Origin of the sequence: Shinella oryzae, from assembly GCF_023038235.1 — a bacterium.
Taxonomy (GTDB): Bacteria; Pseudomonadota; Alphaproteobacteria; order Rhizobiales; family Rhizobiaceae; genus Shinella; species Shinella sumterensis.
Genome location: NZ_CP081988.1, coordinates 988,047 through 1,014,025, shown reverse-complemented (window position 1 = coordinate 1,014,025; position 25,979 = coordinate 988,047). Strand labels below are relative to the sequence as shown.

General features: G+C 64.4%; 24 protein-coding genes. 10 read left to right on the top strand and 14 right to left on the bottom strand.

All coding sequences use genetic code 11. The features are described 5' to 3' along the window. Position 1: 1 nt before the first annotated feature. From K6301_RS21005 to K6301_RS20975, 7 genes are all read right to left on the bottom strand, one after another. Positions 2–1,513: an FGGY-family carbohydrate kinase gene (locus K6301_RS21005; RefSeq protein WP_247220776.1), complete on the bottom strand. Its 1,512-nt coding sequence runs from the start codon at positions 1,511–1,513 to the stop codon at positions 2–4. Between the two features lie 61 nt (positions 1,514–1,574). Further along, positions 1,575–2,597, bottom strand: a complete 1,023-nt coding sequence (locus K6301_RS21000) for a galactitol-1-phosphate 5-dehydrogenase (RefSeq protein ID WP_247220775.1) — start codon at positions 2,595–2,597, stop codon at positions 1,575–1,577. 98 nt (positions 2,598–2,695) lie between these two features. Beyond that, entirely contained in the window at positions 2,696–3,679 is a 984-nt protein-coding gene (locus tag K6301_RS20995; RefSeq protein ID WP_160871185.1) for a substrate-binding domain-containing protein, read from the bottom strand. A gap of 331 nt (positions 3,680–4,010) precedes the next feature. Continuing rightward, the gene (locus K6301_RS20990; RefSeq protein WP_247220774.1) at positions 4,011–4,850 is read right to left on the bottom strand and encodes an alpha/beta hydrolase; all 840 of its coding nucleotides are present in this window, start codon (positions 4,848–4,850) and stop codon (positions 4,011–4,013) included. An 18-nt stretch (positions 4,851–4,868) separates the two neighbouring features. Further along, entirely contained in the window at positions 4,869–6,332 is a 1,464-nt protein-coding gene (locus tag K6301_RS20985) for an NAD-dependent succinate-semialdehyde dehydrogenase (protein WP_247220773.1), read from the bottom strand. A gap of 16 nt (positions 6,333–6,348) precedes the next feature. Continuing rightward, the gene (locus tag K6301_RS20980) at positions 6,349–7,548 is read right to left on the bottom strand and encodes an iron-containing alcohol dehydrogenase (RefSeq protein WP_247220772.1); all 1,200 of its coding nucleotides are present in this window, start codon (positions 7,546–7,548) and stop codon (positions 6,349–6,351) included. Positions 7,549–7,569: 21 nt separating this feature from the next. Continuing rightward, positions 7,570–8,574 carry an Ldh family oxidoreductase gene (locus K6301_RS20975; protein WP_343298947.1) on the bottom strand — a complete coding sequence of 335 codons (1,005 nt, stop codon included), beginning with the start codon at positions 8,572–8,574 and terminating at the stop codon, positions 7,570–7,572. A 72-nt stretch (positions 8,575–8,646) separates the two neighbouring features. Between K6301_RS20975 and K6301_RS20970 the strand changes: the two genes are divergently transcribed. The 6 genes from K6301_RS20970 (at position 8,647) to K6301_RS20945 (ending at position 14,375) form a co-directional block, all read left to right on the top strand. Continuing rightward, entirely contained in the window at positions 8,647–9,360 is a 714-nt protein-coding gene (locus K6301_RS20970) for a GntR family transcriptional regulator (RefSeq protein WP_306162138.1), read from the top strand. Next, entirely contained in the window at positions 9,357–10,949 is a 1,593-nt protein-coding gene (locus tag K6301_RS20965) for a sugar ABC transporter ATP-binding protein (protein WP_247220767.1), read from the top strand. The genes K6301_RS20970 and K6301_RS20965 overlap by 4 nt, the downstream gene beginning before the upstream one ends. Then, on the top strand, positions 10,912–11,910 hold the full coding sequence (locus tag K6301_RS20960) for an ABC transporter permease (RefSeq protein WP_247220765.1): 999 nt from the start codon (positions 10,912–10,914) through the stop codon (positions 11,908–11,910). The genes K6301_RS20965 and K6301_RS20960 overlap by 38 nt, the downstream gene beginning before the upstream one ends. Before the next feature lie 47 nt (positions 11,911–11,957). Next, positions 11,958–12,923, top strand: a complete 966-nt coding sequence (locus tag K6301_RS20955; RefSeq protein WP_247220763.1) for a substrate-binding domain-containing protein — start codon at positions 11,958–11,960, stop codon at positions 12,921–12,923. 63 nt (positions 12,924–12,986) lie between these two features. After that, on the top strand, positions 12,987–13,574 hold the full coding sequence (locus K6301_RS20950; RefSeq protein WP_247220761.1) for a DJ-1/PfpI family protein: 588 nt from the start codon (positions 12,987–12,989) through the stop codon (positions 13,572–13,574). 174 nt (positions 13,575–13,748) lie between these two features. Further along, on the top strand, positions 13,749–14,375 hold the full coding sequence (locus K6301_RS20945; RefSeq protein WP_134650393.1) for an RBBP9/YdeN family alpha/beta hydrolase: 627 nt from the start codon (positions 13,749–13,751) through the stop codon (positions 14,373–14,375). A 3-nt stretch (positions 14,376–14,378) separates the two neighbouring features. Here the strand turns inward: K6301_RS20945 and K6301_RS20940 are convergent, their stop codons facing one another. From K6301_RS20940 to tauA, 3 genes are all read right to left on the bottom strand, one after another. After that, positions 14,379–15,221 (bottom strand): ABC transporter permease subunit, encoded by an 843-nt coding sequence (locus K6301_RS20940; RefSeq protein ID WP_247220759.1) that lies wholly within the window; start codon positions 15,219–15,221, stop codon positions 14,379–14,381. Then, the gene (locus K6301_RS20935) at positions 15,218–16,024 is read right to left on the bottom strand and encodes a taurine ABC transporter ATP-binding protein (protein ID WP_247220757.1); all 807 of its coding nucleotides are present in this window, start codon (positions 16,022–16,024) and stop codon (positions 15,218–15,220) included. Before K6301_RS20935 ends, K6301_RS20940 begins: the two co-directional genes overlap by 4 nt. An 87-nt stretch (positions 16,025–16,111) precedes the next feature. Continuing rightward, the gene (tauA, locus tag K6301_RS20930; protein ID WP_134650390.1) at positions 16,112–17,116 is read right to left on the bottom strand and encodes a taurine ABC transporter substrate-binding protein; all 1,005 of its coding nucleotides are present in this window, start codon (positions 17,114–17,116) and stop codon (positions 16,112–16,114) included. A gap of 466 nt (positions 17,117–17,582) precedes the next feature. Here tauA and K6301_RS20925 point away from each other — a divergent pair, with 466 nt between their 5' ends. After that, positions 17,583–18,050, top strand: coding sequence for an RrF2 family transcriptional regulator (locus K6301_RS20925; protein ID WP_247220756.1), 468 nt, complete (start codon positions 17,583–17,585; stop codon positions 18,048–18,050). Positions 18,051–18,071: 21 nt separating this feature from the next. Here the strand turns inward: K6301_RS20925 and K6301_RS20920 are convergent, their stop codons facing one another. The 4 genes from K6301_RS20920 to K6301_RS20905 all read right to left on the bottom strand — a co-directional run bounded on the left by K6301_RS20920 (position 18,072) and on the right by K6301_RS20905 (position 24,001). Beyond that, a complete protein-coding gene (locus K6301_RS20920; RefSeq protein ID WP_247220755.1) occupies positions 18,072–19,148 on the bottom strand; it encodes an acyl-CoA dehydrogenase family protein in 1,077 nt (358 codons plus the stop codon). 260 nt (positions 19,149–19,408) lie between these two features. Continuing rightward, a complete protein-coding gene (locus tag K6301_RS20915) occupies positions 19,409–20,893 on the bottom strand; it encodes an NAD-dependent succinate-semialdehyde dehydrogenase (RefSeq protein ID WP_247220754.1) in 1,485 nt (494 codons plus the stop codon). 285 nt (positions 20,894–21,178) lie between these two features. Further along, positions 21,179–22,447 (bottom strand): SfnB family sulfur acquisition oxidoreductase, encoded by a 1,269-nt coding sequence (locus K6301_RS20910; RefSeq protein ID WP_247220753.1) that lies wholly within the window; start codon positions 22,445–22,447, stop codon positions 21,179–21,181. Between the two features lie 312 nt (positions 22,448–22,759). After that, on the bottom strand, positions 22,760–24,001 hold the full coding sequence (locus K6301_RS20905) for an AGE family epimerase/isomerase (protein WP_247220752.1): 1,242 nt from the start codon (positions 23,999–24,001) through the stop codon (positions 22,760–22,762). Between the two features lie 360 nt (positions 24,002–24,361). On the opposite strand from K6301_RS20905, the gene K6301_RS20900 reads away from it, so the two are divergent. The 3 genes from K6301_RS20900 to K6301_RS20890 all read left to right on the top strand — a co-directional run bounded on the left by K6301_RS20900 (position 24,362) and on the right by K6301_RS20890 (position 25,868). After that, positions 24,362–24,514: a hypothetical protein gene (locus K6301_RS20900; RefSeq protein ID WP_160871198.1), complete on the top strand. Its 153-nt coding sequence runs from the start codon at positions 24,362–24,364 to the stop codon at positions 24,512–24,514. A 305-nt stretch (positions 24,515–24,819) separates the two neighbouring features. Next, positions 24,820–25,449: a hypothetical protein gene (locus tag K6301_RS20895; protein ID WP_247220751.1), complete on the top strand. Its 630-nt coding sequence runs from the start codon at positions 24,820–24,822 to the stop codon at positions 25,447–25,449. A gap of 74 nt (positions 25,450–25,523) precedes the next feature. Then, positions 25,524–25,868, top strand: coding sequence for a hypothetical protein (locus K6301_RS20890; protein WP_247220750.1), 345 nt, complete (start codon positions 25,524–25,526; stop codon positions 25,866–25,868). The last annotated feature ends 111 nt before the right edge of the window (positions 25,869–25,979 follow it).

The following is a 25,979-nucleotide window of genomic DNA, read 5'->3' as shown; positions in this document are numbered from 1 at the left end:
GTCACGCCTCCCTCTGGCGGCTTGCCAGCTGGTGGAGCACCGGCCGCAGCCGTTCCGTCGCATCCTGATAGAGCGGCAGCATCTTCTGGAACCATTCAGCGCGCGCCGGATCGGGCAGCAGTTCCTTCGACGGCGCCACGCAAGCGGCGGCGGCGGCGCGAAGATCCGGGAATTCGCCGATGGCGGCAGCCGCAGCGGCCGCGGTTCCGACGAGCGAAAGATTGTCCTCGCGCGCGACCTGCACCGGCTGACCGATGGCATCGACCGTCGCCTGAAGCCAGGCGGCGTTCTTGACGATGCCGCCCGCCATCATGACGCGGTCCACGGAAACGCCGCGCGCCTTCAGCACCGACAGCACATTGGCCGAGCCGAGCGCGATGGAATCGATCGAGGCGGCATAGACGTCAGTTCGGGTATGGCCGAGCGTCAGGCCCATCAGCGCCCCGCGCAGGGCGGCGTCGCGATAGGGCGTACGGTTGCCCATCATGTAATCCAGCGCCAGCAGGCCTTCCGATCGCGACGGATTGGCCGCGACATCGGCGATCAGCGCGGCGTGGCCGGCGGCATCCAGCCCGAACATCTCGCCGGCAAGCCAGTTGAGCATCGAGCCGGCTGCCACCTGTCCGCATTCGACCAGCCAGCGGCCGTCGTTGAGCGCGTTGGGGTAGGGGCCCCAGAAGCCGGAAACGTCGGACTCTTCTGCAAGCTGCACCAGCTGGACGATGGACGTGCCGCCGATGAACAGCATGCCGCCGGGCTCGATGGTATCGGCACCGAGGATGCCGATATGGGCATCGATGCCGCCCTGGGCGACGACGGGCCGGTTTTCCAGTCCCAGTTCTGCCGCCATGGCGGCGCGCATCGGCGCGATCACGCCACCGACGGGCACGATGCGCTGCGGCAGGCGCTCAGTCAGGTCCGCGATACCGAAGGCCTCGTAGACCGCGGGCACGAACTGGCCGACGGCGCTGTCGTAGTTCCATTTGCAGGCGGCGTTCATTCGTGAGCCGACCCATTCGCCCGTCAGGTCGAAATTGACGTAATCGAGCGCCTCGCAGACGACCTCGGCGGCATCCCAGATGTCCCGGCGGTTGCGCTTCAGCCACATGGCCTTCGGCACCAGCCATTCGACGGCATCGGAGCCGCCGCAATAGCGCATGACGGGATGGTCAAGGCTCGCCGTCTCGCGCGCCTCGGCTTCAGCGCGGCAGTCCATCCAGAGCAGGGCGGGAGAGAGCGGCGTGCCGTCGCGCTGGCAGATCGCCACGGTGGAGGCGGTCGTGGCGGCGCAGACCGCATCGACGGTGCGCCGGCCCGCCTTTTCGAGCACGGCGCGGCCGGCCGTGCGCAGGGCCGCACGCCACTCGGCAGGGGATTGCTCCGCCCAGCCGGCGCGCGGATAGTGCGTCGCGTAGGCCGCCTCCGCCTGGGCCAGCATCTGGCGCCGGTCCGTGTCGTAGATGCCGGCGCGAAGGCCGCCCGTACCGAAGTCGAAGCTCAGGATATGAGCCATGACCGATGATCCTCCCTAAATTCTCCGTCGCCCGGCAGCGCCTCCAGTGCCGGGCACCCCTTCAGGGGTGGAACATGATCTTCGAGAAGAAGAATTCGCGGTCGGTGCGAAGCCGCTCGAAGATCCCAGGCAGTTCCTCCAGCTCCAGATCGTGTGTGATCATGAACTCCCACTTCAGCGCACCGGACGCAAGCTTGTCCAGCGTCACCGTCCACTGCTTGCCGGGATAGGGTGCGCCGAAGGAGTTCCACGAACCGTGCAGCGACACTTCCTGGCGCAGGAAGTGCTGGAATGCGGCATTGGTGAGGGGTATGTCGCCGACGGGAATGCCGATGAAGACCACATGACCGCCTGGCGCGGCGAGCCTGACGGCGGCGTTGACCGATGTCGGATGCCCCGCCGCTTCCACGATGATATCGGCAAGCAGCTCCTTCGGCAGGTCGCCCCCGACAAGGAAGGTGTGCGTCGCACCGGCCTGGCGGGCAAGCTCCAGCTTCTGCTCGGACACATCGATGGCGACGACATCGCGCGCGCCCATCAGCAACATCCACTGAATGGCGAAGAGGCCGATCGGGCCGCAGCCGATGACCGCGCCGCGATCGCCCATGCGCACGCCGCCGGCCTTCCAGATGGCGTGAAGGGCAATCGAGGCGGGATCGACCATGGCGGCGGCTCGCGGATCGCAGCCTTCGGGCGCCTTCAGGAGGTTTTCGACCGGCGCGCAGACCCATTCGGCATAGGCGCCGTCACGGCGCGAGCCGAAGTAATCGTAGTTGCGGCACCGCGAGAAATTTCCGGTTGCGCACTGGTCGCAGGTGCCACACGGCAGCATGGGCGGGACCGTGACGAGGTCGCCCCTGGAAAAGCCCGTTACCGAAGCGCCCAGTTCCTCGATATGTCCGGAAAATTCGTGGCCGCAGATGATGGGCATCTTGTGCGCGCCCTTGATGAGCATGCGCGGCAGGTCCGATCCACAAACACCGACGGCGGCCACGCGCAGCAGGACCTCGTTCGCCTTCGGAACGGGCTTGTCGACATTTTCGAGGCGGATGTCTCCGGGCGTGTAGAGGACGGCGGCGCGCATGAATGGGTTCCTTTAAAACGAAATGGCTTGCGCCGGCGGACAGCCGCCAGCGTTCGGAAAAGCGGGAGGAGCCGGAGCTCCCCCCGCCGCCCTGGGAGTTACTTGTCGAGAACCTGCGGACGGTATTCCGCAAACAGTTCCTTATGCGGGTATTCGCCGACCTTGTCGGGCGTCACGAGGGCCGTGCCGGCATCGACGAAAGCGGGGACCGTCTTGCCGGCAGCAGCTTCGCGTGCGACCTGGATGGTGACGTCGCCGAGATATTGCGGGTCGTTCAGCGCCGTGGCGATGTACTTGCCGTCGGCCATGGCCTCGAGAGCCTCGGACAGGCCGTCGACGCCGGCGATCAGCACGTCGTCGCGGCCGTTTTCCTTGAGAACCTGCAGGGCGCCGAGCGCCATGTCGTCGTTATGGGCGTAGACCACCTTGACGTCGGCATTGGCCTGAAGCAGGTCCTGCATGGCCGTCACGGCGTTGGCGCGGATATATTCCGCATAGGGGCCTTCGACGATCGTGTGGCCGGAGCCTTCAAGCGCGGCATGGAAGCCATCGCGACGGTCCATCATGACCGCGCCGCCGGCATCGCCCTGGATCTCGATGACCTTGGCGCCGGTGACGCCATCGGCCTTCAGCTTCGCGATAACGGCTTCGCCGACCAGCTTGCCCATCGCCTTGTTGTCGCGGCCGACATGGGCGGCGACCTTGCCGCCGGTGACGGGACGGTCGACGGTGATGACGGGAATGCCGGCAGCGGCGGCGGCCTCAAGCGACGGGGCGACGGCTTCCGGGTTGACGGGGTTGATGATGATCGCGCTCACACCCTGGGTGATCAGATCCTGGATATCGTTGTTCTGCTTGCTGACATCGCCATTGGCGTCGAGGAAGACGAGCGTATCGCCGGATGCCTTGGCGGCGGCCTCCGCACCGTTCTTCAGCTGGACATAGAAGGGCGACTGAAGCGTGACCTGGCTGAAACCGATCTTCAGGCCCTCGGCATGAGCGGCGGCAGGCGAAAGTGCCATGACGGCGAGAACCGAAACGGTGCCGGCGAGACCGGCAAGAAATGTACGACGCGTGTTCATTGGTTTCCTCCCTAAAGAACCGAAAATCGCCCTCTCTCCCAGAGAGCAACATAAGTGATATTATTTCACATATGTTGCTAGCATGGCATCATGGGCGCCGGAACCTTGTCAATCCCGTGGCGAGGCCTTGATGGAAAGAATATCCAACCGATTGAATTTGCTGCTTTTATCAGTGATTTTTCTTGGAAGATTCATCCCGCCTGCGCGACAGGGGCGTGCAAAATTCCGTTTGCGGGAATTTTCCGAGCGAAAATGCCGGCAACATTTGCAGCTTTGGGAAATTCAGGGAAAGAGACAGGGCGGCGCGGCTTCGCTTTCCGCCCGGATCGCGTCAGCTCGATGCGACCATATCCGCGATGCGGCCGCCGGCGATGCCGAGCGGGTTTCCCAGGTCCAGCACGACCGACATGTGGTTGAGGCCAGGCAGCGGGAGAAGCTGGGCAGCCTCGCCCTGCGCGTTCAATCGGGAATGCAGTGCCGATGCGGGCTCAAGGAAGGGCGTCGTTTCCTCCGCGCCAAAAGCGATCACACGCAGGGCGCAGGCATGCTGGGCGGCGGTCAACGGCGACCACGCCGCCGCCTCCGCGGGCGTCATCCGCGCTTCGTCGCGCAGGAAGCTGCCGGGAATTCCAGAGAGGTCATAGATGCCGCTGAGCAGGAAAAGTCCCTTCAGGGCGGGAAGTGGCGGCGCCTCTTTTTCGTCGACGCCCGTCGCGGCAAGGAACGAGGCGAGATGGGCGCCCGCCGAATGGCCGCTGACGGTGAGCCGCGCGGGATCGGCGCCAAAATCGCGTGCGTGCTCCTGAAGCCAGAGCACGGAACGCCGCACCTGGCCGACGAGCACATCGAGCCGCTCGCCGGGCATGAGATCATATTCGACAAGGGCCGCGACACCGCCGGCGGCCAGGACCGGTGCGGCAACGAAGCGATAGTTCTCCTTCTCGCCGGAGCGCCAGTACCCGCCGTGGACGAAGACGTGCATCGGCGCACCGGCCTTCGGGCGCTCCGGCAGGATGACATCAAGGACCTCGCGCGGCCGCGCGCCGTAACGCAGATCGGCCAGCACCTCCGCGCGAGCCGAAAACACCCGGCTGCGCTCCGCAAATTCGGCCGCGATCGCATCGAAATCAGGCACGAAATCGCGAATCCGGTAAAGGTCCTGTGACGTCATCCTCTTCGCTCTCCTGCGTCAGTACTCGACGGCGTAATACTTCGCCTCCATGAATTCCAGAATACCGGTAACGCCGCCTTCACGGCCCAGACCGCTCTGCTTCACGCCCCCGAAGGGTGCCGCCGGGTCCGACATCAGCCCCCTGTTGATGCCCAGCATGCCGCTTTCGAGGCGCTTGCCGACCTTGAGCGCCCGCTTCAGGTCTCCGGAATAGATATAGGCGGCCAGACCATACTCGGTGTCGTTGGCAAGGCGAACCGCCTCGTCGTCGGTGTCGAACTTGTAGACGGGCGCGACGGGGCCGAAGATTTCCTCGCGCGCAATCGCTGCGTCGACGGGCACGTTTTCCAGAACCGTCGGCGGATAGAAATAGCCGTTTTCGCCAAGCGGCTTGCCGCCCGTCGTAGCGCGGGCGCCTGCGGCCACAGCGTCGGAAACGAGGCGGTCGATCTTGCGCACGGCATTCGTCGTGATCATCGGACCGCATTGCGTCTCCGGATCATAGCCGGGACCGATCCTGAGCGCCGCCATGCGGGCCGTCAGGCCGGCGACGAAGGCGTCGTGGATGCCCGATTGCACATAGAAGCGGTTGGCGGCGGTGCAGGCTTCCCCGGCATTGCGCATCTTGGCGATCATCGCGCCATCGAGCGCGGCTTCAAGATCCGCGTCGTCGAAGACGAGAAACGGCGCGTTGCCGCCAAGCTCCATCGAGCAGCTGACGACCGACTTGGCGGCCTCAGCCAAAAGTGTGCGGCCAACGCCCGTGGAGCCGGTAAAGGAGAGTTTGCGCACGCGCGGATCGGCAAGCATGGCGTTCGTCACGCCGCTCGGATTGGTCGTGGTCAGCACGTTGACGACACCGGGCGGCACCCCTGCCTCCTCGCCGAGGCGCGCCATGGCATAGGCGGTGAGCGGTGTCTCGGAGGCGGGCTTGAGGATGACGGTGCAGCCGGCGGCAAGCGCCGGGCCGATCTTGCGCGTCGCCATGGCGGCGGGGAAGTTCCACGGCGTGATGAGGACCGCAATGCCGATCGGCTCGTGATCGACGAGGATATTGTGCGAGCCGGACGGCGTATGACGATATTCGCCCGGAATGCGCACGGCCTCCTCGGCATACCAGCGGAAAAACTCCGCTGCATAGGCCACTTCGCCGCGTGCATCGGGCAGCGCCTTGCCGTTTTCGAGCGAGATCAGTGTGGCCAGCTCCTCGGCGTGCTGCGTCATCAGCTGGAACCAGCGGCGCAGGATTTCGGCGCGCTGGCGGGCCGGGGTGGCGCGCCAGCCGGCGGCAGCCGCCTCGGCCGCGTCGACGGCGCGGCGGGCATCGTCGATGGACGCGTCGGCTACCTCGGCGAGGAGATTTCCGGTCGAGGGGTCGAGAACCTTTATCCCGCCGCCCTTGACCCAGCTGCCGCCGATATAGAGGCCCTGGGCGTGGAGTGCGGGATCGGCATAGCCGGAAACTTTGGCGTGGAACGTCATGGCTTGTCCTTTCAGATCAGATCAGGCTGGCGCGGTCGCCGCCATGCGCGGCGGCGACGAGGAAGCGCATTTCCTGCGGGTTCAGCGGGCGGGGATTGTTCTGGATGAGGCGCGCGATACCGGAACTCTGCTCGGCCACCCAGTCGATGCGGTCTTCGGCGAGGCCAAGATCGCGAAGCGTGACGGGAATGCCGATCCGTTCGAACAGCGCGGCAAGCGCGGGAATGACGTCCTCGGGGCCGTCGAGACCCGCGGCGTCGGCGATCTCAGAGAGTTCCGGCCCGATGGCCGGCTGGTTCCAGGTCATGACATAGGGCATGAGGCAGGCGACGCCGAGGCCGTGAGCGGTGTGCGTGAGCGCGCCGACGGGATACTGGATGGCATGGGCCGCAGCCGTGCCGGCCACGCCGAAGGCAAGCCCCGCAAGCGTCGCACCGAGCATGACCTTTTCGCGCGCGGCCTGATCGGCGCCGTCCTTGCAGGCCGCTTCAAGCCCCAGCCACAGGAGGCGGATGGCGCTCAGCGCAAAATGATCCGACAGCGCATTCTTGCCGACGAAGACCCGCTGCAGCGCAAGGCCGGGCACCGGATCGCGCCGGATCGCCGTGAAGGCCTCGATGGCGTGGGTCAGCGCATCCGCACCTGCAATCGCCGTCAAACCGGGCGGGCAGGAAAGGGTCAGTTCAGGGTCGCAGATCGATACGGTCGGAATGAGATGGGGGCTGGAAATGCCGACCTTCAGGCTGCGCTCGCTGTCCGACAGCACCGCAACCGGCGTCACCTCGGACCCCGTGCCGGCGGTGGTGGGGATGGCGATCAGCGGCAGCACCGGCCCGGGAACCGTGTGTTCGCCGTAGTAGTCCTGCGGGCGTCCGCCATGCGCTAGAAGAAGCGCCACGCATTTCGCCATGTCCAGGCAGGAGCCGCCGCCGATGCCGATGACGAGGTCAGGCCGGAATATCCGCGCATTCTCGGCGCTCGCGACGGCCTGTTCGACGGGAACGTCCGGCAGGGTGGAGCTGTCGATGAGCACGGCAAGGCCCGCGGCCTCCAACTGGCCGACCAGCGCACGGAAATCGGCGTCCGCCGCAAGGCGGGTATCCGTGACGACCAGCGCGCGGCGGCCGAGCCTGGCCGCGACGCTGCCGAGCGCGTGGCGCTGGCCGGCCCCGAAGAGCAGTTCGCGCGGCGCCCTCAATGTGCCGAATAGGTTCATTCCGTGTCTCCTCCAGTGAATTCAGGCGGCCTCAAGGGCCATAAGCTGTTCGAAAAGCGGCTGCGGCAGGGTGATGCCCTCGGCCATCGCGGCGGCCCGGCGGCTGCGCGCGCCATCGCCGGGAATGGCGACCGGTCTTGCAGGATCGAGCGGGCGGGAGAGCCGCAGGCTGTCGAGATAGGCGGTCAGCGCGGGGGCCGCGCCCTTGCCGGCGGCGGGGTCGATGAGGACGAGAAGGTCGCCCTTGTTGGCGGGATGATCGTCATCGAGCGTGCCGTGCACGTCAGGCGACAGGGCCGAACCGGCAAGCGCCGCCACAAGAAGCTCGATGGCGAGGCCAAGACCATAGCCCTTCGCATCGCCGAAGGGCGCGATGGCGCCGGTCTGCGCGGCGAGGGGATCCTCGGTCGGCTCCCCGTGCGCATCGACGGCCCAACCCGGCGGGATCGGCACGCCGCGCAGCGCATGGTTGCGGATCTTGCCCATGGAGACGACGCTGGTCGCGAGGTCCAACACGAACGGTCGCTCGCCTGCGGGAATACCGATCGCAACCGGGTTCGTGCCGAGCATCGCCTTTGTGCCGCCGAAGGGATGGACGAGGGCTTCGCTCGTGGACATCACGATCGCGATCAGCCCTTGGCGCGCGGCGGTCTCTGCATAATAGGCGAGCATGCCGATATGGTTGGCGTTGCGAATGGCCGCCACCGCTATCCCCGTTTCGGGCAGGCTCTTCCTCAGGCGCTGCATCGCATTCATCAGCACGACGGGACCAAGGCCGCGCTCGCCATCCGCATCGAGAAAGGCCTGCCGCGACCATTTGAAGGCCCCCTGCGCGCGCCCGTCGGCCAGTCCCTTCTCAAGGCGTGACAGCAGAAGGGGCAAGCGTTGCAGCCCGTGCGAGGGCAGGCCGCGCAACTCCGCCTCGACCAGAAGGTCGGCCTGAAGCGCTGCCGCCCGAGGCTCCACGCCCCGGCTTTCGAGCAGCGCCGTCGCCAGCCTGCGGAGTTGATCGGGCATCACCTGCATTTCATATCCTATATCGGATCATATACGATATTGTATTTGACATAGGATATCTTATTTGCAACAAAAGATCGCATGTCAATAAGCAGTCGGAGAGCAAACGTGGCAATTGCAGCGGAGCGGGAAGGCAAGGCGCCGGTTATTCGCCCCATCAGCGTCGTGGAAGGTGTTTACGACAGTATCTACCATCGCCTGATGTCGCTGGAGATCGCGCCGGGAGCACGCATTCCGATCGACGTGCTCTCCCGGGACCTCGGCGTATCACAGACGCCGATCCGTGAAGCGCTGAGCCGTCTGGAGCGCGAGGGGCTGGTCCGCAAGGAGCATCTCGTCGGCTATAGCGCTGCCCCGCAATGGACGCGCAAGCAGTTCGAGGACCTTTACGCCTTCCGCCTTCTGGTCGAGCCGGAGGCGGCGCGGCTTGCGGTCATCAACATGACGCCGGAGGCGCTGTCGCAGCTGGAGACCTCCGCCGCCGACATGGGCCATGGCGAGACGCCGGTCGACCGCAACACGCGCTATTCCCGTTTCGCCCGCGCCGACGCGCAATTCCACGACGCCATTCTCAAGATCGCCGGCAACGAGATCATCCGCAGTACGCTGTCGAACCAGCATGTCCACCTGCATATCTTCCGGCTGATGTTCCACACCCGCGTCACGCAGGAAGCGCTGGAGGAACACGAGAACCTGCTCGCCGCCTTCCGCTCCGGCGAACCGCAGGCGGCATACGATGCCATGCGCATTCATATCGAGCGTTCGCGCGACCGCCTGTTGTCGGCCTTCGAATGAACGCGGTCGTCACCCCACAGCTGGCCATGGCGCCCGCGGGCACGGCCGCCGCCCTCGGCGCCGAGGGGCTTGGCAAGACCTATGGTCAGATCACCGTGCTGTCGGATGTCACGCTCGACATCCGCCCCGGCGAGGTGCACGCGATCATCGGCGAGAACGGGGCCGGCAAGTCGACGCTGATGAAGCTCCTCTCCGGCCATGTGACGCCGACCGAGGGCGGCCTCTTCATGGACGGCAGGCCGGTCGCCTTCCGCAATGCGGTCGAAGCCGAAGATGCGGGCATCGTGCTGGTTCACCAGGAAATCCTGCTGGCGGCCGACCTGACGGTCGCCGAAAACCTCTTTCTCGGCCGGGAGGTCGGCCGCGGCCTGATGGTCGACGATCGGTCGATGAACCGGCGCACCGCCGAACTCCTGGCAAGGGTGGGCTCGACTGCTCGTCCGCGCGACCGCGTCTGCGACCTGCCGCTTGCCCAGCGCCAGCTCGTGCAGATCGCCCGCGCCCTGCTGGACGAGCGCAAGGTCGTGATCCTCGACGAGCCGACGGCCGTGCTGGCGAATGACGAAGTGGCGGCGCTGCTCGATATCGTACGCAGCCTGCGCGACCACGGCGTCGCCGTGCTCTACATCTCGCACCGCCTCGATGAGGTGCAGGCGCTGGCCGACCGCATCACCGTGCTGCGCGACGGGCGGATGATCGGCACCTGGCCGGCCGCCGGCCTTGGCCAGCGCGAGATGGCGGAGCTGATGGTCGGGCGCGAGCTGGACATGCTCTATCCGCACAAGCGGCCGGAAGCCATGGCCGAGCCGATCCTGACCGTGAGCGATCTCGCCGTCGATCACGGCTCCGAGACGGTATCCTTCGACGTGCGTCCGGGCGAGGTGCTCGGCATCGGCGGCATGATCGGGGCAGGACGCACGGAACTGATCGAAGGCCTGATGGGGCTTCGCCCTTCGCAGGCGGCGCGCGTGACCGTGAATGGCAAGGAGATCGCCGGCCGGTCGGTGCGCACGCTGATGGAAGCCGGGCTCGTCTACCTGACCGAGGACCGAAAGGGAAAGGGCCTTCTTCTGGAGGAGAAGCTCGGCCCCAACCTGACGCTCCAGGCGCTCGATTCCGTCAATCCGGGCGCCGTGCTCGACAAGCGGGCGGAGGTCGTGCGGCTGGAAAAGGCGGTGGCCGATTATGACATCCGGGTGCGCTCGCTGCGCCTGGAGGCCGGAAAGCTTTCCGGCGGCAACCAGCAGAAGCTGCTGCTGGCCAAGGTGATGATGGCAAACCCCTCGGTGGTCATCATCGACGAGCCGACGCGCGGCATCGATATCGGCAACAAGAGCCAGATCTACGACTTCATCGACGCGATGGTGCGCGCCGGCAAGGCCTGCATCGTCATCTCGTCGGAAATGCCCGAACTGGTCGGCCTCGCCGACCGGGTGCTGGTGATGCGGGCCGGACGGATCGTCGCCGAGCTTCGCGGCAATGAGATCAATGAGGAGAATGTCGTCTATGCGGCCACGACGGGTGGCGGCGCGGACGGCGGGGAGGAAGACCATGACCAACGCAGCGACCATAACAATCCCGCCGGCTGACGACGCCGCCCGCATCCGCTGGGCCGATCTGGCGCCGTTCATCGCCCTTGCGCTGATCGTGCTCTTCGGCGCGCTGGTGAATTCCAATTTCGTCTCGTCGGCCAACCTGATCAACGTCATCACGCGCAGCGCGTTCATCGCCATCATTGCTGTCGGGGCGACCTTCGTGATCTCCTCGGGCGGGCTGGACCTGTCGGTCGGCTCCATGATGGCCTTCGTTACCGGTATCATGATCATGGTGATGAACCATCTTGCGCCGAATTTCGGCGCCTGGGCCATCCCGATGGGGGCTGGGGTGGCCCTGGTCGTCGGCTCGCTGTGCGGGCTCTTCAACGGGCTGATCGTGACGGTCGGGCGCATCGAGCCCTTCATCGTGACGCTCGGCACCATGGGCATCTTCCGCGCCTTCATCACCTTCATGACGGACGGCGGCTCGCTGCCGATCGACCGCAGCCTGCGCGAGGCCTATCGCCCGGTCTATTTCGGCAGCCTTTTCGGCATTCCCTATCCGGTGCTCATCACCTTCGTCGTCGTGCTCGTCGGCGCCTTCCTGCTCTACAAGACGAAGTTCGGCCGGCGCCTCACATCGGCGGGCTCGAATGTCGAGGTCGCGCGCTTTTCCGGCGTCAACGTCGCTGCCGTGCGCACCATGGCCTATGTCATCCAGGGCGTCTGCGTGGCCGTCGCCGCCATCTGCTACGTGCCGCGACTTGGCGCCGCCACCCCCACGACGGGCCAGCTCTGGGAACTGCAGGTCATCACCGCAGTCGTCATCGGCGGCACGCTGCTGCGCGGCGGGCGTGGACGTATCGGCGGCACCGTCGCCGGCGCGCTGATCCTCGAGGTCATCGCCAATGTCATGGTGCTCTCGGACATGGTCTCAGAATATCTCGTCGCCGCCGTTCAGGGCGCGATCATCATCATCGCCATGCTGGCGCACCGCTTTACCGCCAACCGCTGATCCCGGCCCTCGGTCGAGACCGGCATTGACTTCAAAAGGAGGAGAAAATGAAGTCTATCATGCAGAAAGCAGCACTCTTGCTGTCAACGGCCGCCCTGGCCATCGCCCTGCCGCTCGCCAGCGCCCAGGCGGAGGAGAAGGTGACGATCGCCGTGTCCATTCCGGCCGCAACGCACGGCTGGACGGGCGGCGTGGTCTATCACGCCGAGCAGGCCGAAAAGGAGATCGAGGCCGCGTTCCCGAACATCGACGTCGTCCTGTCCACGGCGTCCTCGGCGACCGCGCAGGTTTCCGCGCTGGAGGACCTTTCGGCGAGCCGCAAGCTCGATGCGCTCGTCATCCTGCCCTTCACGTCGGAGGAACTGACGGGGCCGGTCGAGCAGATCAAGCAGCAGGGCACCTTCATCTCGGTCGTCGACCGCGGCCTGACGGACCCGGCGGTGCAGGATCTCTATGTTGCCGGCGACAATATCGCCGTTGGCGCCAACACCGCGCACTGGCTCGTCGACAAGCTGGGCGGCGAAGGCCAGATCGTCGTGCTGCGCGGCATTCCGACCGTCATCGACGACGAGCGCATCAAGGGCTTCTCGGATGTGATCGCCAAGTCCAACATCAAGATCCTCGACATCCAGTATGCCAACTGGAACCAGGACGAAGCCTTCAAGCTGATGCAGGACTATCTGGCGAAATATCCGAAGATCGACGCCGTCTGGGCCAATGACGACGACATGCTGCTCGGCGTGCTCGAGGCCGTCGACAATGCCGGCCGCAAGGACATCAAGTATGCGCTGGGCGGCAACGGCATGAAGCAGGTCATCGAGATGGTGAAGGAGAAGAACGAGCGCACGCCGATCTCCACGCCCTATCCGCCGTCGATGATCAAGTCGGCCATCTACATGACCGCTGCCCAGTTTGCAGGCCAGGCACCGGTGCGCGGCTCCTTCCTGCTTGGCGCGCCGCTCATCACCCCGGAAAATGCGGACCAGTTCTACTTCCCCGCATCCCCGTTCTGATCGCAGACCGTGCCCGGCTTCAGCCGGGCACACCACGACAACCATGAGACAAGGAGACAAGACATGAGCGGCAAGAAAATCCTCATGCTGACCGGCGAATTCACAGAGGAATACGAAATCTACGTCTACCAGCAGGGGATGGAGGCTGTCGGCCACACGGTACATGTCGTGTGCCCCGACAAGAAGGCCGGCGACCGCATCAAGACCTCGCTGCACGATTTCGAAGGCGACCAGACCTATACCGAAAAGCTCGGCCATTACGCCGACATCAACAAGACCTTTTCCGAAGTGCGCGTCGAGGACTATGACGCCGTCTACGCTGCCGGTGGCCGCGGCCCGGAATACATCCGCACCGACAAGCGCGTGCAGGACATGGTGCGCCATTTCCACGAGACCGGAAAGCCGATCTTCACCATCTGCCACGGCGTGCAGATCCTGATGGCCGTGCCCGGCGTGCTGAAGGGCAAGAAGGTCGCCGGCCTCGGCGCCTGCGAGCCGGAAGTGACGGCCGTCGGCGGCATCTATATCGACGTGAAGCCCACCGAGGCCTATGTCGACGGCAACATGGTCTCGGCCAAGGGCTGGACGGGCCTCGCCGCCTTCATGCGCGAGTGCCTGAACGTGCTCGGCACGAAGATCACGCACAGCTGATCGGCAGCGCTCCTGGCACGCCCCGGGTTCAACGCCCGGGGTTTTGCCGTTCGCAGCCCAAGCTTCCGCAAGGAAATTCTATGGATTTGCAGGACTATAGGAGGGACTTTCTTATCTTCCGCAGCCTTCGCGCGCATCATCGCAAGCATTCCGATTTGCGAAGGAGATTGCGCGATGCGCTCGATCGATATTCCGCTCGACACACTTATCCTGCCCGGCCTCAACGGTTCGCCCGAGGCCCACTGGCAGCGCCACTGGGTGCGTGACAATCCGCAAAGCCGTGTCGTCGAGCAATATGACTGGACCTGCCCGGAGCGGCAGAGTTGGCTCAGCCGCGTGGAAGAGGATATCGAGCGGGTGGGCCATGACGTCTGGCTGGTCGCCCACAGCCTCGGCTGCGTGCTGGCGGCGCATCTGGCACAAAGCCCCATCGCCTCGCGCATCCGCGGCGCGCTGCTCGTCGCGCCCTGCGACCTCGATACGACGGAAACGATGCATCCGTGTATCATCCGGTTCGGCGCGATGCCGACAGCGCGCCTGCCGTTTCCCTCGCTTGTCGTCGGCAGCCTGAACGATCCCTATATGCCGGTCGCCCGGCTCAAGAAGACGGCGGACAACTGGGGCAGCGATCTCATCGATATCGGCGAAGCCGGCCACATCAACATCGCGAGCGGATTTGGCCGCTGGGCCGCGGGCTACGACTTTCTCGAACTTCTGAAGGAACGCGCGGCCTTCGCCGCAACGAAAGACGGCCGCCTGTTTTCGGCGGCCGTGTCGAATACGGGGCTGATGCTCAACTGAGCATCAGCGATGCGCCGCCCACGGCACAAGCCGGCGCTCGATCAGCCGCGCGAGGAACTCCAGCAGGATCGCGATCAGGGCGATGACGACGATGCCGGCAATCACGATATCGGTGACGAGAAACTGTGCGGCCGACTGGATCATGAAGCCGATGCCGCTCGTCGCGGCGACGAGTTCCGCCGCAACCAGCGTCGTCCAGCCAGCCCCGAGCGCGATGCGCACGCCCGTCAGGATCGATGGCACGGCGCTTGGAAGGACGACCTCGGCCAGCACCTGCCGCCGGGTGGCGCCAAGCGAGCGCGCCGCGTTGACGTGATCCTTCGACACGGAGCGCACGCCGGCGGACGTCGAAAGAATGATCGACGGCAGCATGGAGAGCGCAATCACCGTGATCTTCGACGCCTCGCCGATGCCGACCCAGATGATGATGAGCGGAAGATAGGCGAGCGGCGGCAGCGGGCGCAGGAATTCCACGATGGGATCGAGAATGCCGCGTCCGACGCGGCTCGTGCCGATGGCGATGCCGGCCGGAATGCCGATCAGGATCGACGCGATCAGCGCGCCGAAGATCCGGTAGAGGCTGGCGCCGACATGTTCGGCGAGCGTCGCATCGACGAAGCCCGTTACCACGAGATTGTAAAGCGCCACGACGACCTGCCGGGGGGAGGGCAGGAACACGGGCGATACGAGCGCGTAGGAGGCTGCAACAGCCCACGCGCCGATGATTGCCGCGACCGTGACCGCGGAGATAAGGGCCACGGGAATGGGCCGGCCGGCGGGGGCCTTCTCGTCGGCTGCGGTGTCGGCCGCGGGGGCGAGCGTTTCGATATCGGTGGAGAATGTCATGCCGCGAGCTCCTCGTCGTCACCGGAATGGATCAGGCCGGTCAGCCCGGCATGCATGCGCTTGAAGATCGGCGAGGCCTTCACGGCTGCGACGGAGGCGCCTGCGCGCACCTCGGCATTGAAGCCGGCCTCGATCTCGGCGGTCAGGCGGCCCGGATTGGGAGAGAGAACGACGACGCGCGTGCCGAGCAGCAGCGCCTCCTCGATGCTGTGCGTGATCAAAAGCGCACCCGCGCCGCTTTCCGCCTTGATGCGCAGCAGGAATTCCTGCATGCGCGTGCGGGTCAGGGCATCGAGCGCGCCGAGCGGTTCGTCCAGCAGCAGGAAGCGCGGTTCGGCCGCGAGCGCGCGCGCGATGCCGACGCGCTGGCGCATGCCGCCCGACAGTTCCCAGATATTCCGGTCGCCGGCATCCGCGAGGCCGACACGGTCGAGCAGCGCCTGTGCACGCGCGCGCCGCTCGCCAAGCGGCACACCCTTGAGCTTGAGAGGAAAGGCGACATTGTCGCGCGCATCGAGCCACGGATAGAGCGCATCGTCCTGGAAGACGACCGCGCGGTCGGCGCCGGGCCCGCGCACCGGCGTGCCATCCACGGTGATCGTGCCGGTGCTCGGTGCCAGGAAGCCGGCGGCGAGGTTGAGCAGGCTTGTCTTGCCGGAGCCCGAGCGGCCGATGACGGCCACGAGTTCATCGGAGGCGACCTGCAGGTTGATGCCGTCGAGGACACGCTTTTCACCCGCGCCCTTGCGGCCCGGCTGCGGCGGATAACGAAGCGACACGTTGCGGAATGTCAGGATGCTCATGAGACCTCCGGAAGGGAAAGGGTTCAGCCGATGGCCCGGCGGCGCTTTCGCGCGACCGGGCCATCTCCGCCGCAGGATTGTCGCGCGTCAGTTGACAAGCTTTGCCGCATCCGTCACCCAGCGGGTGGAGACGTAGGGCGTGTAGTCGGAGAGTGCCGCCGGAATCTTGCCCTGTTCGAGCAGGAAGGCGGACGTATCCGAAACGGCCTTCACCGTGCCGCCGCCCAGGAGCGGTTCGCCGGCTTGCTCTTCGAGCGTCGGGAAGATGTAACCCTTGAGCAGGGCCGGCACCTCATCCTGCTTGGCGCCGGTGAGGCGGGCGATCTTTTCCGCTTCAGGCGACGTCGCGTTCCAGGCATCCGGGTTGGCGCGATAGGCCGCGGTCGCATCGCCCGTCACCTTGACGAAGGCCGTCACGACGTCGGGATGTTCCTCGGCGAATTTCTTGCTGACGATCCAGGCGTCGAAAGTCGGCCCGCCCCATTCGGCGACATCCGCCGAGGTCGCGAGCACCTTGCCGCTCTTCTTCAGCTGCGCCAGCACCGGATCCCAGACATAGGCACCCTCGATGTCGCCACGCTCCCAGGCGGCTGCGATTTCCGGCGGGCGCAGATTGAGGATCTCGACCGACTTCGGATCGACATTCCAATGCTTGAGCGCGGTCAGGAGGCTGTAATGGGCGGTGGAAACGAAGGGCGTCGCGATCTTCTTGCCGACGAGGTCTTCCGGCTTCTCGACCGACTTGACGGCCAGCGCCTCGGCTTCGCTGATCAGCCCGACGACGAAGATCGCCTCGATGGGCAGCTCGCGGCTTGCCGCCGCCGCGAGCGGCGACGAACCGACATAGCCGATATCGAGCGAGCCGGAAGCGATCGCCGCGATGACATCGGCGCCGCCATCGAACTTCTGCCAGTTGATCTTGGCGCCCGTCGCCTTCTCGTACGTGCCGTCGGCCTGCGGAACGCGCGACGGCTCGACGATCGGCTGGTAGCCGATATTCAGCGTCACATCGGCGGCGCGGGCGGTGCTGAACGACGCTGCCATTGCAACGGCGGCGGTGGCGGCCAGCAGGGTCCTGCGGGTAATGGTCATGGTCCTCTCCTCAAATTGCCGTCGCCCTGTCTTTGCGGGCCGGTTACTCAAGGCTACATAATCAATAATTTTAGTAGAGAAATTTTCGCCTCAATCTTGGTGGCTGTCCGCGATTGGTTTTGCGTTTTGCACGCGCACCGCGAAAACCGGGTCGAGCAATGCTATCGGCCGCGCAATGGCAGGCCTAGCGCCGTATCGGCAGGTAGAAATCGCCCGAGATGGTGCCGAATGGGCACGGATCGGACGAAAACGACCTAAGGGCTTGACAGAAGCAGCAATTTCCTTGCGGGCGATGCCGTAAATAAATTATACCGTTTTTATATGTTTTTCGCACTTCGGTGCCTAGAATGGGCCAGAATCACCCGTCAAAGGGGAGTCGGTCGATCTTCCCGAAGAAGACGAGGAAACGCGGCGTGCGCAAACGTGCGGCACGCAACGCATAGATGCTGATGGAAAGCAGGCAAGAATGCTGACGAAAAAGGGAAAATACGGTCTGAAGGCCCTAGTGGACCTCGCACGGCTTCAACCGGGCGAAACGGCTTTCGTCAGCGAAATCGCCCTGCGCAACAATATCCCGAAGAAGTTCCTAGACACGATCCTCCTGGAACTGCGCAATGCCGGCATGCTGCGCTCCAAGAAGGGCCCGGGCGGCGGTTATTCGCTCTCTCATCCCGCGTCCGAAATCCGCATCGGCCACGCGATCCGCGTGCTCGACGGCCCGCTGGCGCCCATCCGCTGTGCCAGCCGCACGGCCTATGAAGCCTGCGAGGACTGTGCCGATCCGGAGACCTGTCAGGTCCGCCGCGCCATGACGGATGTGCGCGATGCCATCGCCTCGATCCTCGACACGATGACGCTGGAACAGTTCGTCGCCGTGCCGGGTGCTGCGGCAATCATCGAGGACGAAGACGGACGCGAGAAACTGGTGGGCTGATCGCGCCCGCCGGATCTGCGCCTAAACGTCCCGCGCCCCGCTCCTGTGGGCATCGATCGTGATCCGTCCGCTTTCGGCCAGCGCTTCCATCGCCTGCGCGGTGAGGGGGATATCGGCCGGCGGCTCGCGGCCGGCTGATGCAGCGTCATGCGCCACCGCCTGCGCAGAAGCCAGCGCGGACGCGGATGCCTGGAACGCATTGATGCGATGTTGATCGGCAAGGCCGATCTGCGCCGCGTCGATCGCGCGCCCTGCATCCGCGATGATCGCTTCGGTAGCGGCAAGGCGGGCCGTGAACAGCCCGACCGCGAGAGGGTCCGCATCACCCGCATCCAGAAGCCTTTCCAGGACGCCCCGCGCGGCACCGAGCCGGCACGCCGCCTCCAGAAGCAGGCCGAGCGAGCGGGGAACGGCCACGGGCGCCGCATCTCCGGAGGCCTGAAGCAGGAAGTCCGGCTCCACCGCGACATCCTTCAACAGCACATGTTCGGCCGCCTGTGCGGCTCCCGGCGCGGGCTCGCAGGTATTCGCGACGAAATGCACGCCTTCGGCGCGAACGGGCAACAGGAGTTTCCCCGTCCGTCCGCCGGTCTGCACCGGCAGCAGCATCCAATCGGCGTGGCGAGCGCAGGGGGTGCAGAAGACCTCGCCACCAAAGCGCAAGGCAACTCCATTCGACAGGATCGGCAGGGCTTCGCCCGACCGCGCGGCGCCGCGAGCCACACGCGCGCCGGCGAGCGCGGCGGCGAACACGGTCTTGCGCTGGCCCTCCGTTCCGTGGCTGCGCAGAGATTCAAGCCCGACGAAATGGGCGGCCAGAATATCGGCGAGCGGGGCGGAGCGCACCGCAGCCTCGCAACAGATCGTCGCCAGCACCGTGTTGGAAACATCGATGCCACCATTGTCGGTGGGCACGGATATGCCGAAGAGGCCGGAGCGCGAAAGCAGTTCCAGCCGCAGCTCGGCCGTGCCGGGCTCGCCCGTAGTACCGCCGAAGACACCCGCGAGCGTGCGGATGATCGTTAAGGCCTCGTCCTCCGTACCGATAACGGCAGCAGTGCGCGAGGGATGGTCGAGCGTCGACGAAATCGTACCCATGTCGTCTGCTCCTTGCCGAAGGTGGTTTCAGGTCGCACAGGCTCAAGCGGGTAAAAAATCACATTCTATAGAAACTGTATAGATTCTTTTCGATGGTTTTCAGCGCCAATCCGATGCCGGCAGCGCCGGGTGATCATGCCGGCCTCCATCGTGCAACCAGCATTTTATCGGTCTCATATATACGGAACGCCGGCATGATTACGGATATCGGTTCCGCGATGGGAAGAAAACGGGGCAGGGCGCTCGCTGTTCCCGTCCCGTCAGATCCCGCCCATGCAGAGATACTTCATCTCGAGATAATCCTCCAGCCCGTGGCGGGAACCTTCTCGACCCATGCCGGATTGCTTGACGCCGCCGAAGGGGGCGGCTTCGGAGGACATGCGCCCGGTATTGATGCCAACCATGCCGTATTCCAGCGCTTCGGCGACGCGCCAGACGCGGCTGAGATTCGAAGCGTAGAAGTAGGCGGCGAGCCCGTAGATCGTATCGTTCGCCTCCCGCACGACAGCATCCGCATCCTCGAAACGGATGATTGGGGCAAGCGGCCCGAAGGTCTCCTCCTGGGCGACGCGCATGTCGCGCGTGACGTCCGTCAGGACCGTCGGCGCGTAGAAGGTGCCGGCACCCTCGTAGCGCCGGCCACCGCAATGAATGCTGCCGCCCTTGGCCACGGCGTCGGCGACATGGGCCTCGATCTTGGCGAGCGCGCGGTCGTCGATCAACGGACCGATGGAAACGGCCGGATCGAACCCGTCGCCGACCGCCAGCGTGCCGACGCGCTCGGTGAATTTCCGCGCGAATTCGTCATGGACGCCGGCCTGCACGTAGAGCCGATTGGCCGAAACGCAGGTCTGGCCGGCATTGCGGAACTTCGCCTGGATGGCGCCATCCACCGCAGCATCGACGTCCGCATCATCGAAAACGATGAAGGGTGCGTTGCCGCCGAGTTCCAGGCTGAGCTTCTTCACCTGGTCGGAACATTGCCGCATCAGCAGCCGACCCACCTCCGTCGAACCGGTGAAGCTGATCTTGCGCACCTTCGGGTGGCTGCAAAGCTCTCGACCGACGGCATCGCCTTCCGATGCGTAGATGAGGTTGACCACGCCTTCGGGGAACCCGGCCTTCTCGGCCAGCGCGAACATGGCGCCGGCGACGAGCGGCGTCTGCTCGGCAGGCTTCAGGACGACCGTGCAGCCCGCCGCAAGCGCCGGCGAAATCTTGCGTGCCACCATCGATGCCGGAAAATTCCAGGGCGTGATGGCGCCCACGACACCGATGGGCTGCTTGATGACCATCATGCGCCGGTCGCGGGAAGGGGCGGAGATCGTCTCGCCGTAGATGCGGTTCGCTTCTTCGGCATACCATTGCAGATAGGCGGCGGCGTGCGATACCTCGGACTTCGCCTCCGCGAGCGGCTTGCCCATCTCGGCCGTCAGGATGATGGCGAGGTCATCGGTGTGTTGCACGATGAGCTGGTGCCAACGCCAGAGGGTGTCGGAGCGCTCGCGCGCGGTCTGCGCCGCCCACTCGGTCTGCGCGACGGCGGCGCGTTCGATGGCCGCCCGCGTCTCTTCCGCGCCCATATCGGGAAGCGTGGCAAGGACCTCGCCGGTGGACGGGTTGAACACCTCGAACGTCGCCGCACCCGCGCCATCGGCAATAGCCCGGAACAAGGCCGGATTTTCCAGCCGGCGAACGAGATTCTGCGACAGACCCACCTGATTCCTCCCCGGACGAACGCGCATCGAGAGATGATCAGATACGAGCGGGCCCCGCCGTCCGCAACCCGTCATTCTGTCACGGAGGCAAGTTCTGTTATGGGAGGAGGGCTCTCATGTGCAATGCCTCTCGTAATCGGAGAGTTCACGATCATGAACCATGTCGCACTTGATCCCGCAGTAAATGTTAGAACTGTGGCCCGCCAGGCTCGCGGGCCATCTCGTTGACAGGAACTTTACCGCCGCATGTCGCACCCAGCGTATGGCGGCCTTCCTCGGTTTACGGCGGTCAGCCTTTCGGCTCGGGCCGGTTTAGCTCCAGGCGTGGCGCGGTGGATTGAGGTCGTTCAGGTAGTAATTACCGACGTGGAAGAACTTCCATCGCACGGGGTCGTGCAGGGTGTGCGCCCGCGCGTTGCGCCAGTGGCGGTCGAGATTGTGCTTGGCAAGGGTGGAGCGCGTTCCGGCCAACTCGAAGAGCTTGTTCGTGGCGAGGATGGCGATCTCGGTCGTGAGCACCTTGGCTTCCGCAGTCTTCACGGTCGCCTCGGCGATGGTGTCCTCCGTGGCGTTTGCCAGACCGGCATCGATGGCGTCGCCCGCGATATCGAGCAGCGCCTCGGCGGCATGCAGCCTGATCTTCAGATCGCCGATGGCGGCGATGGTGAAAGGGTCCTCGCCCGCGGTTTCCTTGCCGCTGTCGATCCACGGACGGCTCTGCGTCTTGATGAAGGCGATGGCGTCATCGATGGCACCGCGCGCAATGCCGGCATCGATGGCCGCCTGGATGATCTGCGAAACCGGGCCGGCCACTGTCGGCCGATCGAAGGCGAGGACAGGCAGCGCGCGGCTTTTCGGCACGCGCACATTCTCGATCCTGACCGAGCCGGATGCCGTCGTGCGCTGGCCGAAGCTCGACCAGTTGTTCGTGACGGTGATGCCGGGCGCCTCTCTGTCGACGAAGACGAGGTAGCTTTTTTCGTCATCGTCCAGGGCAACGACGGGAATGATATGGGAGAGCAGGGCGCCCGTCGTGTAGAACTTCTCGCCGTTCACGACGGCCTCGTCTCCATCGAACGCCACCCGCGTCTCGAAGGTGCCGACATTCTTGCTGTTCAGCTCCGAGAAGGCGTTACCGAAACGCAGGCCGGAGAGGACCCAGCCGAAGAACTCGCGCTTCTGCGCTTCCGTGCCGTCGAGCTCGATATGGCCATTGATGGAGAGGTGGTTCTGGGTGATCTGTGCGATGGAGGAGTCCGCCGCCGCGATGATGGCGATCACGCGGGCGAGGGTGCGGTAGGAAACGCCCGCCCCGCCATAGGCCTTGGGCACGTTGATGCCCCACAGGCCGCTCTGGGAATAGGCATCGATTTCGGCAAGGGGAAGCAGGCCTTCACGGTCGCGCAGTGCCGCGCCGGCGCTAAACTCCGCAGCCAGTCGCTGAGCAACCTCGATGGCTTCGGCATCGCTTGTGATGATATGGGCCGGCGTCTGTGGCCGCGGCCGCGGCGGGACCGGATCGCTGGAGTTGACGCGCGGATGAACGGTGTAGTCGATCGGCTGCTGTTCGATGATCCCCATGGCGGTGCTCCCTGTTGGCGGAAAGCGTAGCCTTTCAGGATTTCTATAAAATCAGTAGACAATCTATTTTACGAAAGGGTCTGCGGGAGAAAAATCCTTCGCCGGCGACGACGGCCGGCATGGAGACGATTGCGGCCTGGAGGATGTCGTTAAAAGCCGAGCCGGCTTCCGGGCCGGGGCGGGCGCCGTCGCTATCGTCCCCTTGGCGGTCCTGCATCGTCCTGCGTGCATGGTGCCGGGAACACCACATCGTAAAACGCCGCCGGTGCGGCGGCGTTTCGGATCCCGTCGGTCTCGGCGCGGCAGCAGATGTCAGCGCTGGCCGGCTTCGATGATGCCGCGCGTCAGGCTGCCGGTTGCCGGATAGAGCGGGATGAGGCAGGCCTGGAGGGCGTGATAGATATCGCTCTTGCCCGCAAACAGCGTGTAGCTCGGCGTGAGGTCTTCCGTGAGCTCTTCGTGCCAACCACCGCGCTCGTTGTCGAGGAAATGGCGGGAAATCGAGTCCCAGATCCGCCGATACCAGATTTCATGCTTATCATCGGGCAGATGTTCGCACAGAAACGCGGCGGCGCCCACGCCCTCGGCCATGGGCCACCAGAGCTTGTTGCGCTTGGCCGGGACGTCGTCCCAATCGAGCGTGTAGTAGAAGCCGCCCTTTTCCGTATCCCAGCCCAATGCGATGGAGTGGTCGAACAAGGCCTTCGCCGCCTCCGGCATCCAGGCATGCTTGCGGCCGCCGAGTGCGTAGAGCTGGAGCACGAGGCGGGTCCATTCCAGCCAGTGGCCCGGCGTGGTGCCGGAGGGGCGGAACATCTCGTTACCGCGGTAATCGCGATCCAGCATCCAGTTCTCGTCGAAATGTTCTCCCACGCGGAAACCGCTCTCGGCGGCACGGCGGCGGATGATGAGGTCGGCGATGCTCTCGGCCCGGTCGAGATAGAAGCGCTCGCCGGTCGCCTCGTATGCCGCCATGAGGGCCTCGGTGAGGTGCATATTCGAGTTCTGGCCGCGATAGCCGGCAACCGGCGTCCAATCGGCCTCGAATTCCTCCGCAATGGCGCCGTGACGGTCTTCCCAGAAATGCTTGTCCAGAACCTCGGTCACGTCGGCGATCATGCGGTCGGCATCGGGGTGGCCGGCAAGCTTGGCGCTCGAGGCGGCCAACAGCACGAAGGCATGGCCATAGCCCTGCTTGGTGGCATCCAGCAGGCCGGCATTGTCGAGCGACCAATGATAACCGCCGCGTTCGTGGTCGCGGTGCTTTTCCCAGAGGAATTTCATGCCGTGGTCGACGATATCGTCGGAGCCGGGTCGGCCGAGCAGGCTGCCGATCGCAAAGCAATGGACCATGCGGGCGGTGGAATGAATGCCGCGCACCGGGTTGCCGGCATTGAGCGGGCGACCGTCGACGTCGAGTTCGTGAAAGCCGCCGAGCGGATTGAAGGCCCGGTTCTGGAAGAAATCAAACAGGCGGTTTGCCTCCCGCCAGAGCCACTGACGGTGATAGTCGCGCTTGCGCCAGGCTGTGCCAAGGTGTCCCGTTGCGCCCATGATGCGTTCTCCTTTTTGGTCGGTCCGCAGTCGTGTCCGGTGCTGTCGGGGCGGGAGGAGCGCAGGGGAGGCGTCGTGGCGTGACATTCACGCACGGCCCGCAACACTCGCAATGACGGCTGCCTCCGACAGGTGGGGCGGGATTTATGGCCTAGAACGCCTTGCCCTGCAACCCGTCACCCACTGTGGCAAGTCATCGCTGGAAGAAGGGAGAAACGCGAATTTACGATTGCGGCCAAAATGAGAAAAAATACCCTACCAATCTTATAGGGATCCTATAGAAATAACTCCCGGAGCGGAATGAAGCGCTCCTCCTGGCCAACCTGCGATAAGCAGACGCTCGAGCAAAGGACGGTGGCAATGCGCGATATGAAACTCGACAGCCGTGCGACTTACGCAACCTTCGGCTCGCGCCGTGCCCGCCGGGCGGAGCGCCAGGCCCTCGTCAGCACCGTGCTCTTTGCCGGTGCCTTCATCTTCGTCAGCGCCGTGGTTTTCGGCTTCGTCGGCTGAAAAAGCCTTTCCGATTTTTAAACCCCCAATTTTTGAACAACGAATGAACCGTATATCGGACGTTACTATATAGTGACGGCCGCGGCAGGCATGGCTTTTCGACTGCGAACCCGACCCGGGCCCCGTGTCGAGCGGTCATTTCCGCTTCATCCGGACCAGTGGCCGAGAGCCGCTTTCCCGGCTCGTCGGCTGCGACGCAGCATCGACCTTTTGATCAACGACATGCGCGACCGGTCGCGCGCGGCAAGGCCATATCCGTGCTGTCCTAATCGGTCGCCGGTCCCAACGGCACAGGGTCTGGAACCGTGAGCAACCTGCTCGCTGGAGATCGCTGCAAAAATACCTATTCTGGCGCTGGTTCCGCTTTACATGGGGCAAACCAGGCTTTCTGGAGAGATTTGTACAAGATGAGCGTCGTTTGGAATGTGCTTCCACAAGAAGGTCTGGGGCCGCTGAAGTTTGGCATGTCGCGAGCCGAGGTCGCAAAATTCGAGCACATCATGGGTCCTCTCGACGAAACGCAGGAAGAGGCCTTATCCAATGGACGCGTGGCATTAAACGAGTTTCGTCATCGCGACGCGCCACTGTGCTCGTTTCAGGACGGGTTCCTGACCTATATTTCGATTGGCCAATCCGACATTATCGACGTCAGGTTTCATGATGTGTCCGTTTTCAAGGATGATCCGAAACACGTCTACTCGACACTGGGGCGGGCCGCTGGTGCGGTTTATTGGCACCATAACAGCGTGATTATGCCCTCTTTGGGCTTGGAACTGGCCGGTTTTGTCATTGAATACAGCCCCAAGGGCAAGCCGCCGATCTTCATGAGCAAGACGACAGGATTTACCTGGCCGCAATTGGTGCTGTTTCAGCGCGGCCATGGCCTGTTCCAGGAGAAGAACCTCATCGAGATATCAAACGAGGCGATGGACTGACCGGCTCTCCTCCATGGGCTCACAGATCGGGTTTACACGCGTCTTCGAAGCGTCTCAAAGGGAGCGCATCGCCATTGGTCATAGAGACGCTGGCTGCTATTTACGCCTGCCCAAGGGAGTTGAAGAGGAGTCTTCCAGTTTTGCTGTTAGTGGAAATCTTGCTTTTTTCAGCAGCGTTTTTGGCAGTCATTCTTCTGGCGGCTCACCAAATTGTCACGCAGGTCAGGGAGTACCGATTTTATAAGAGCAACGGCGGTGATTTTTCCGTCGACAGCGGCGTCGACAATCTGAAGCTTGATGAGCGTGTTCATATCAATGCTCTCGGCCTCACGAACTGGCAGCGCTTCTATCTCTTCCGTCCGTTTTACATCATATTGCTCATAGCCTTCGCCGGCATGATGATCTTCTCCTTGTTCTGACCGTCATGACAATAGCCTGCTGTTGTGCGTGGAGGCCGAGTTTGTTCATCGGCAGCCCGTTCAGCACCTTCTTATCCACCAGATGTCGCCGAAATCCTGATTTTTTGCACG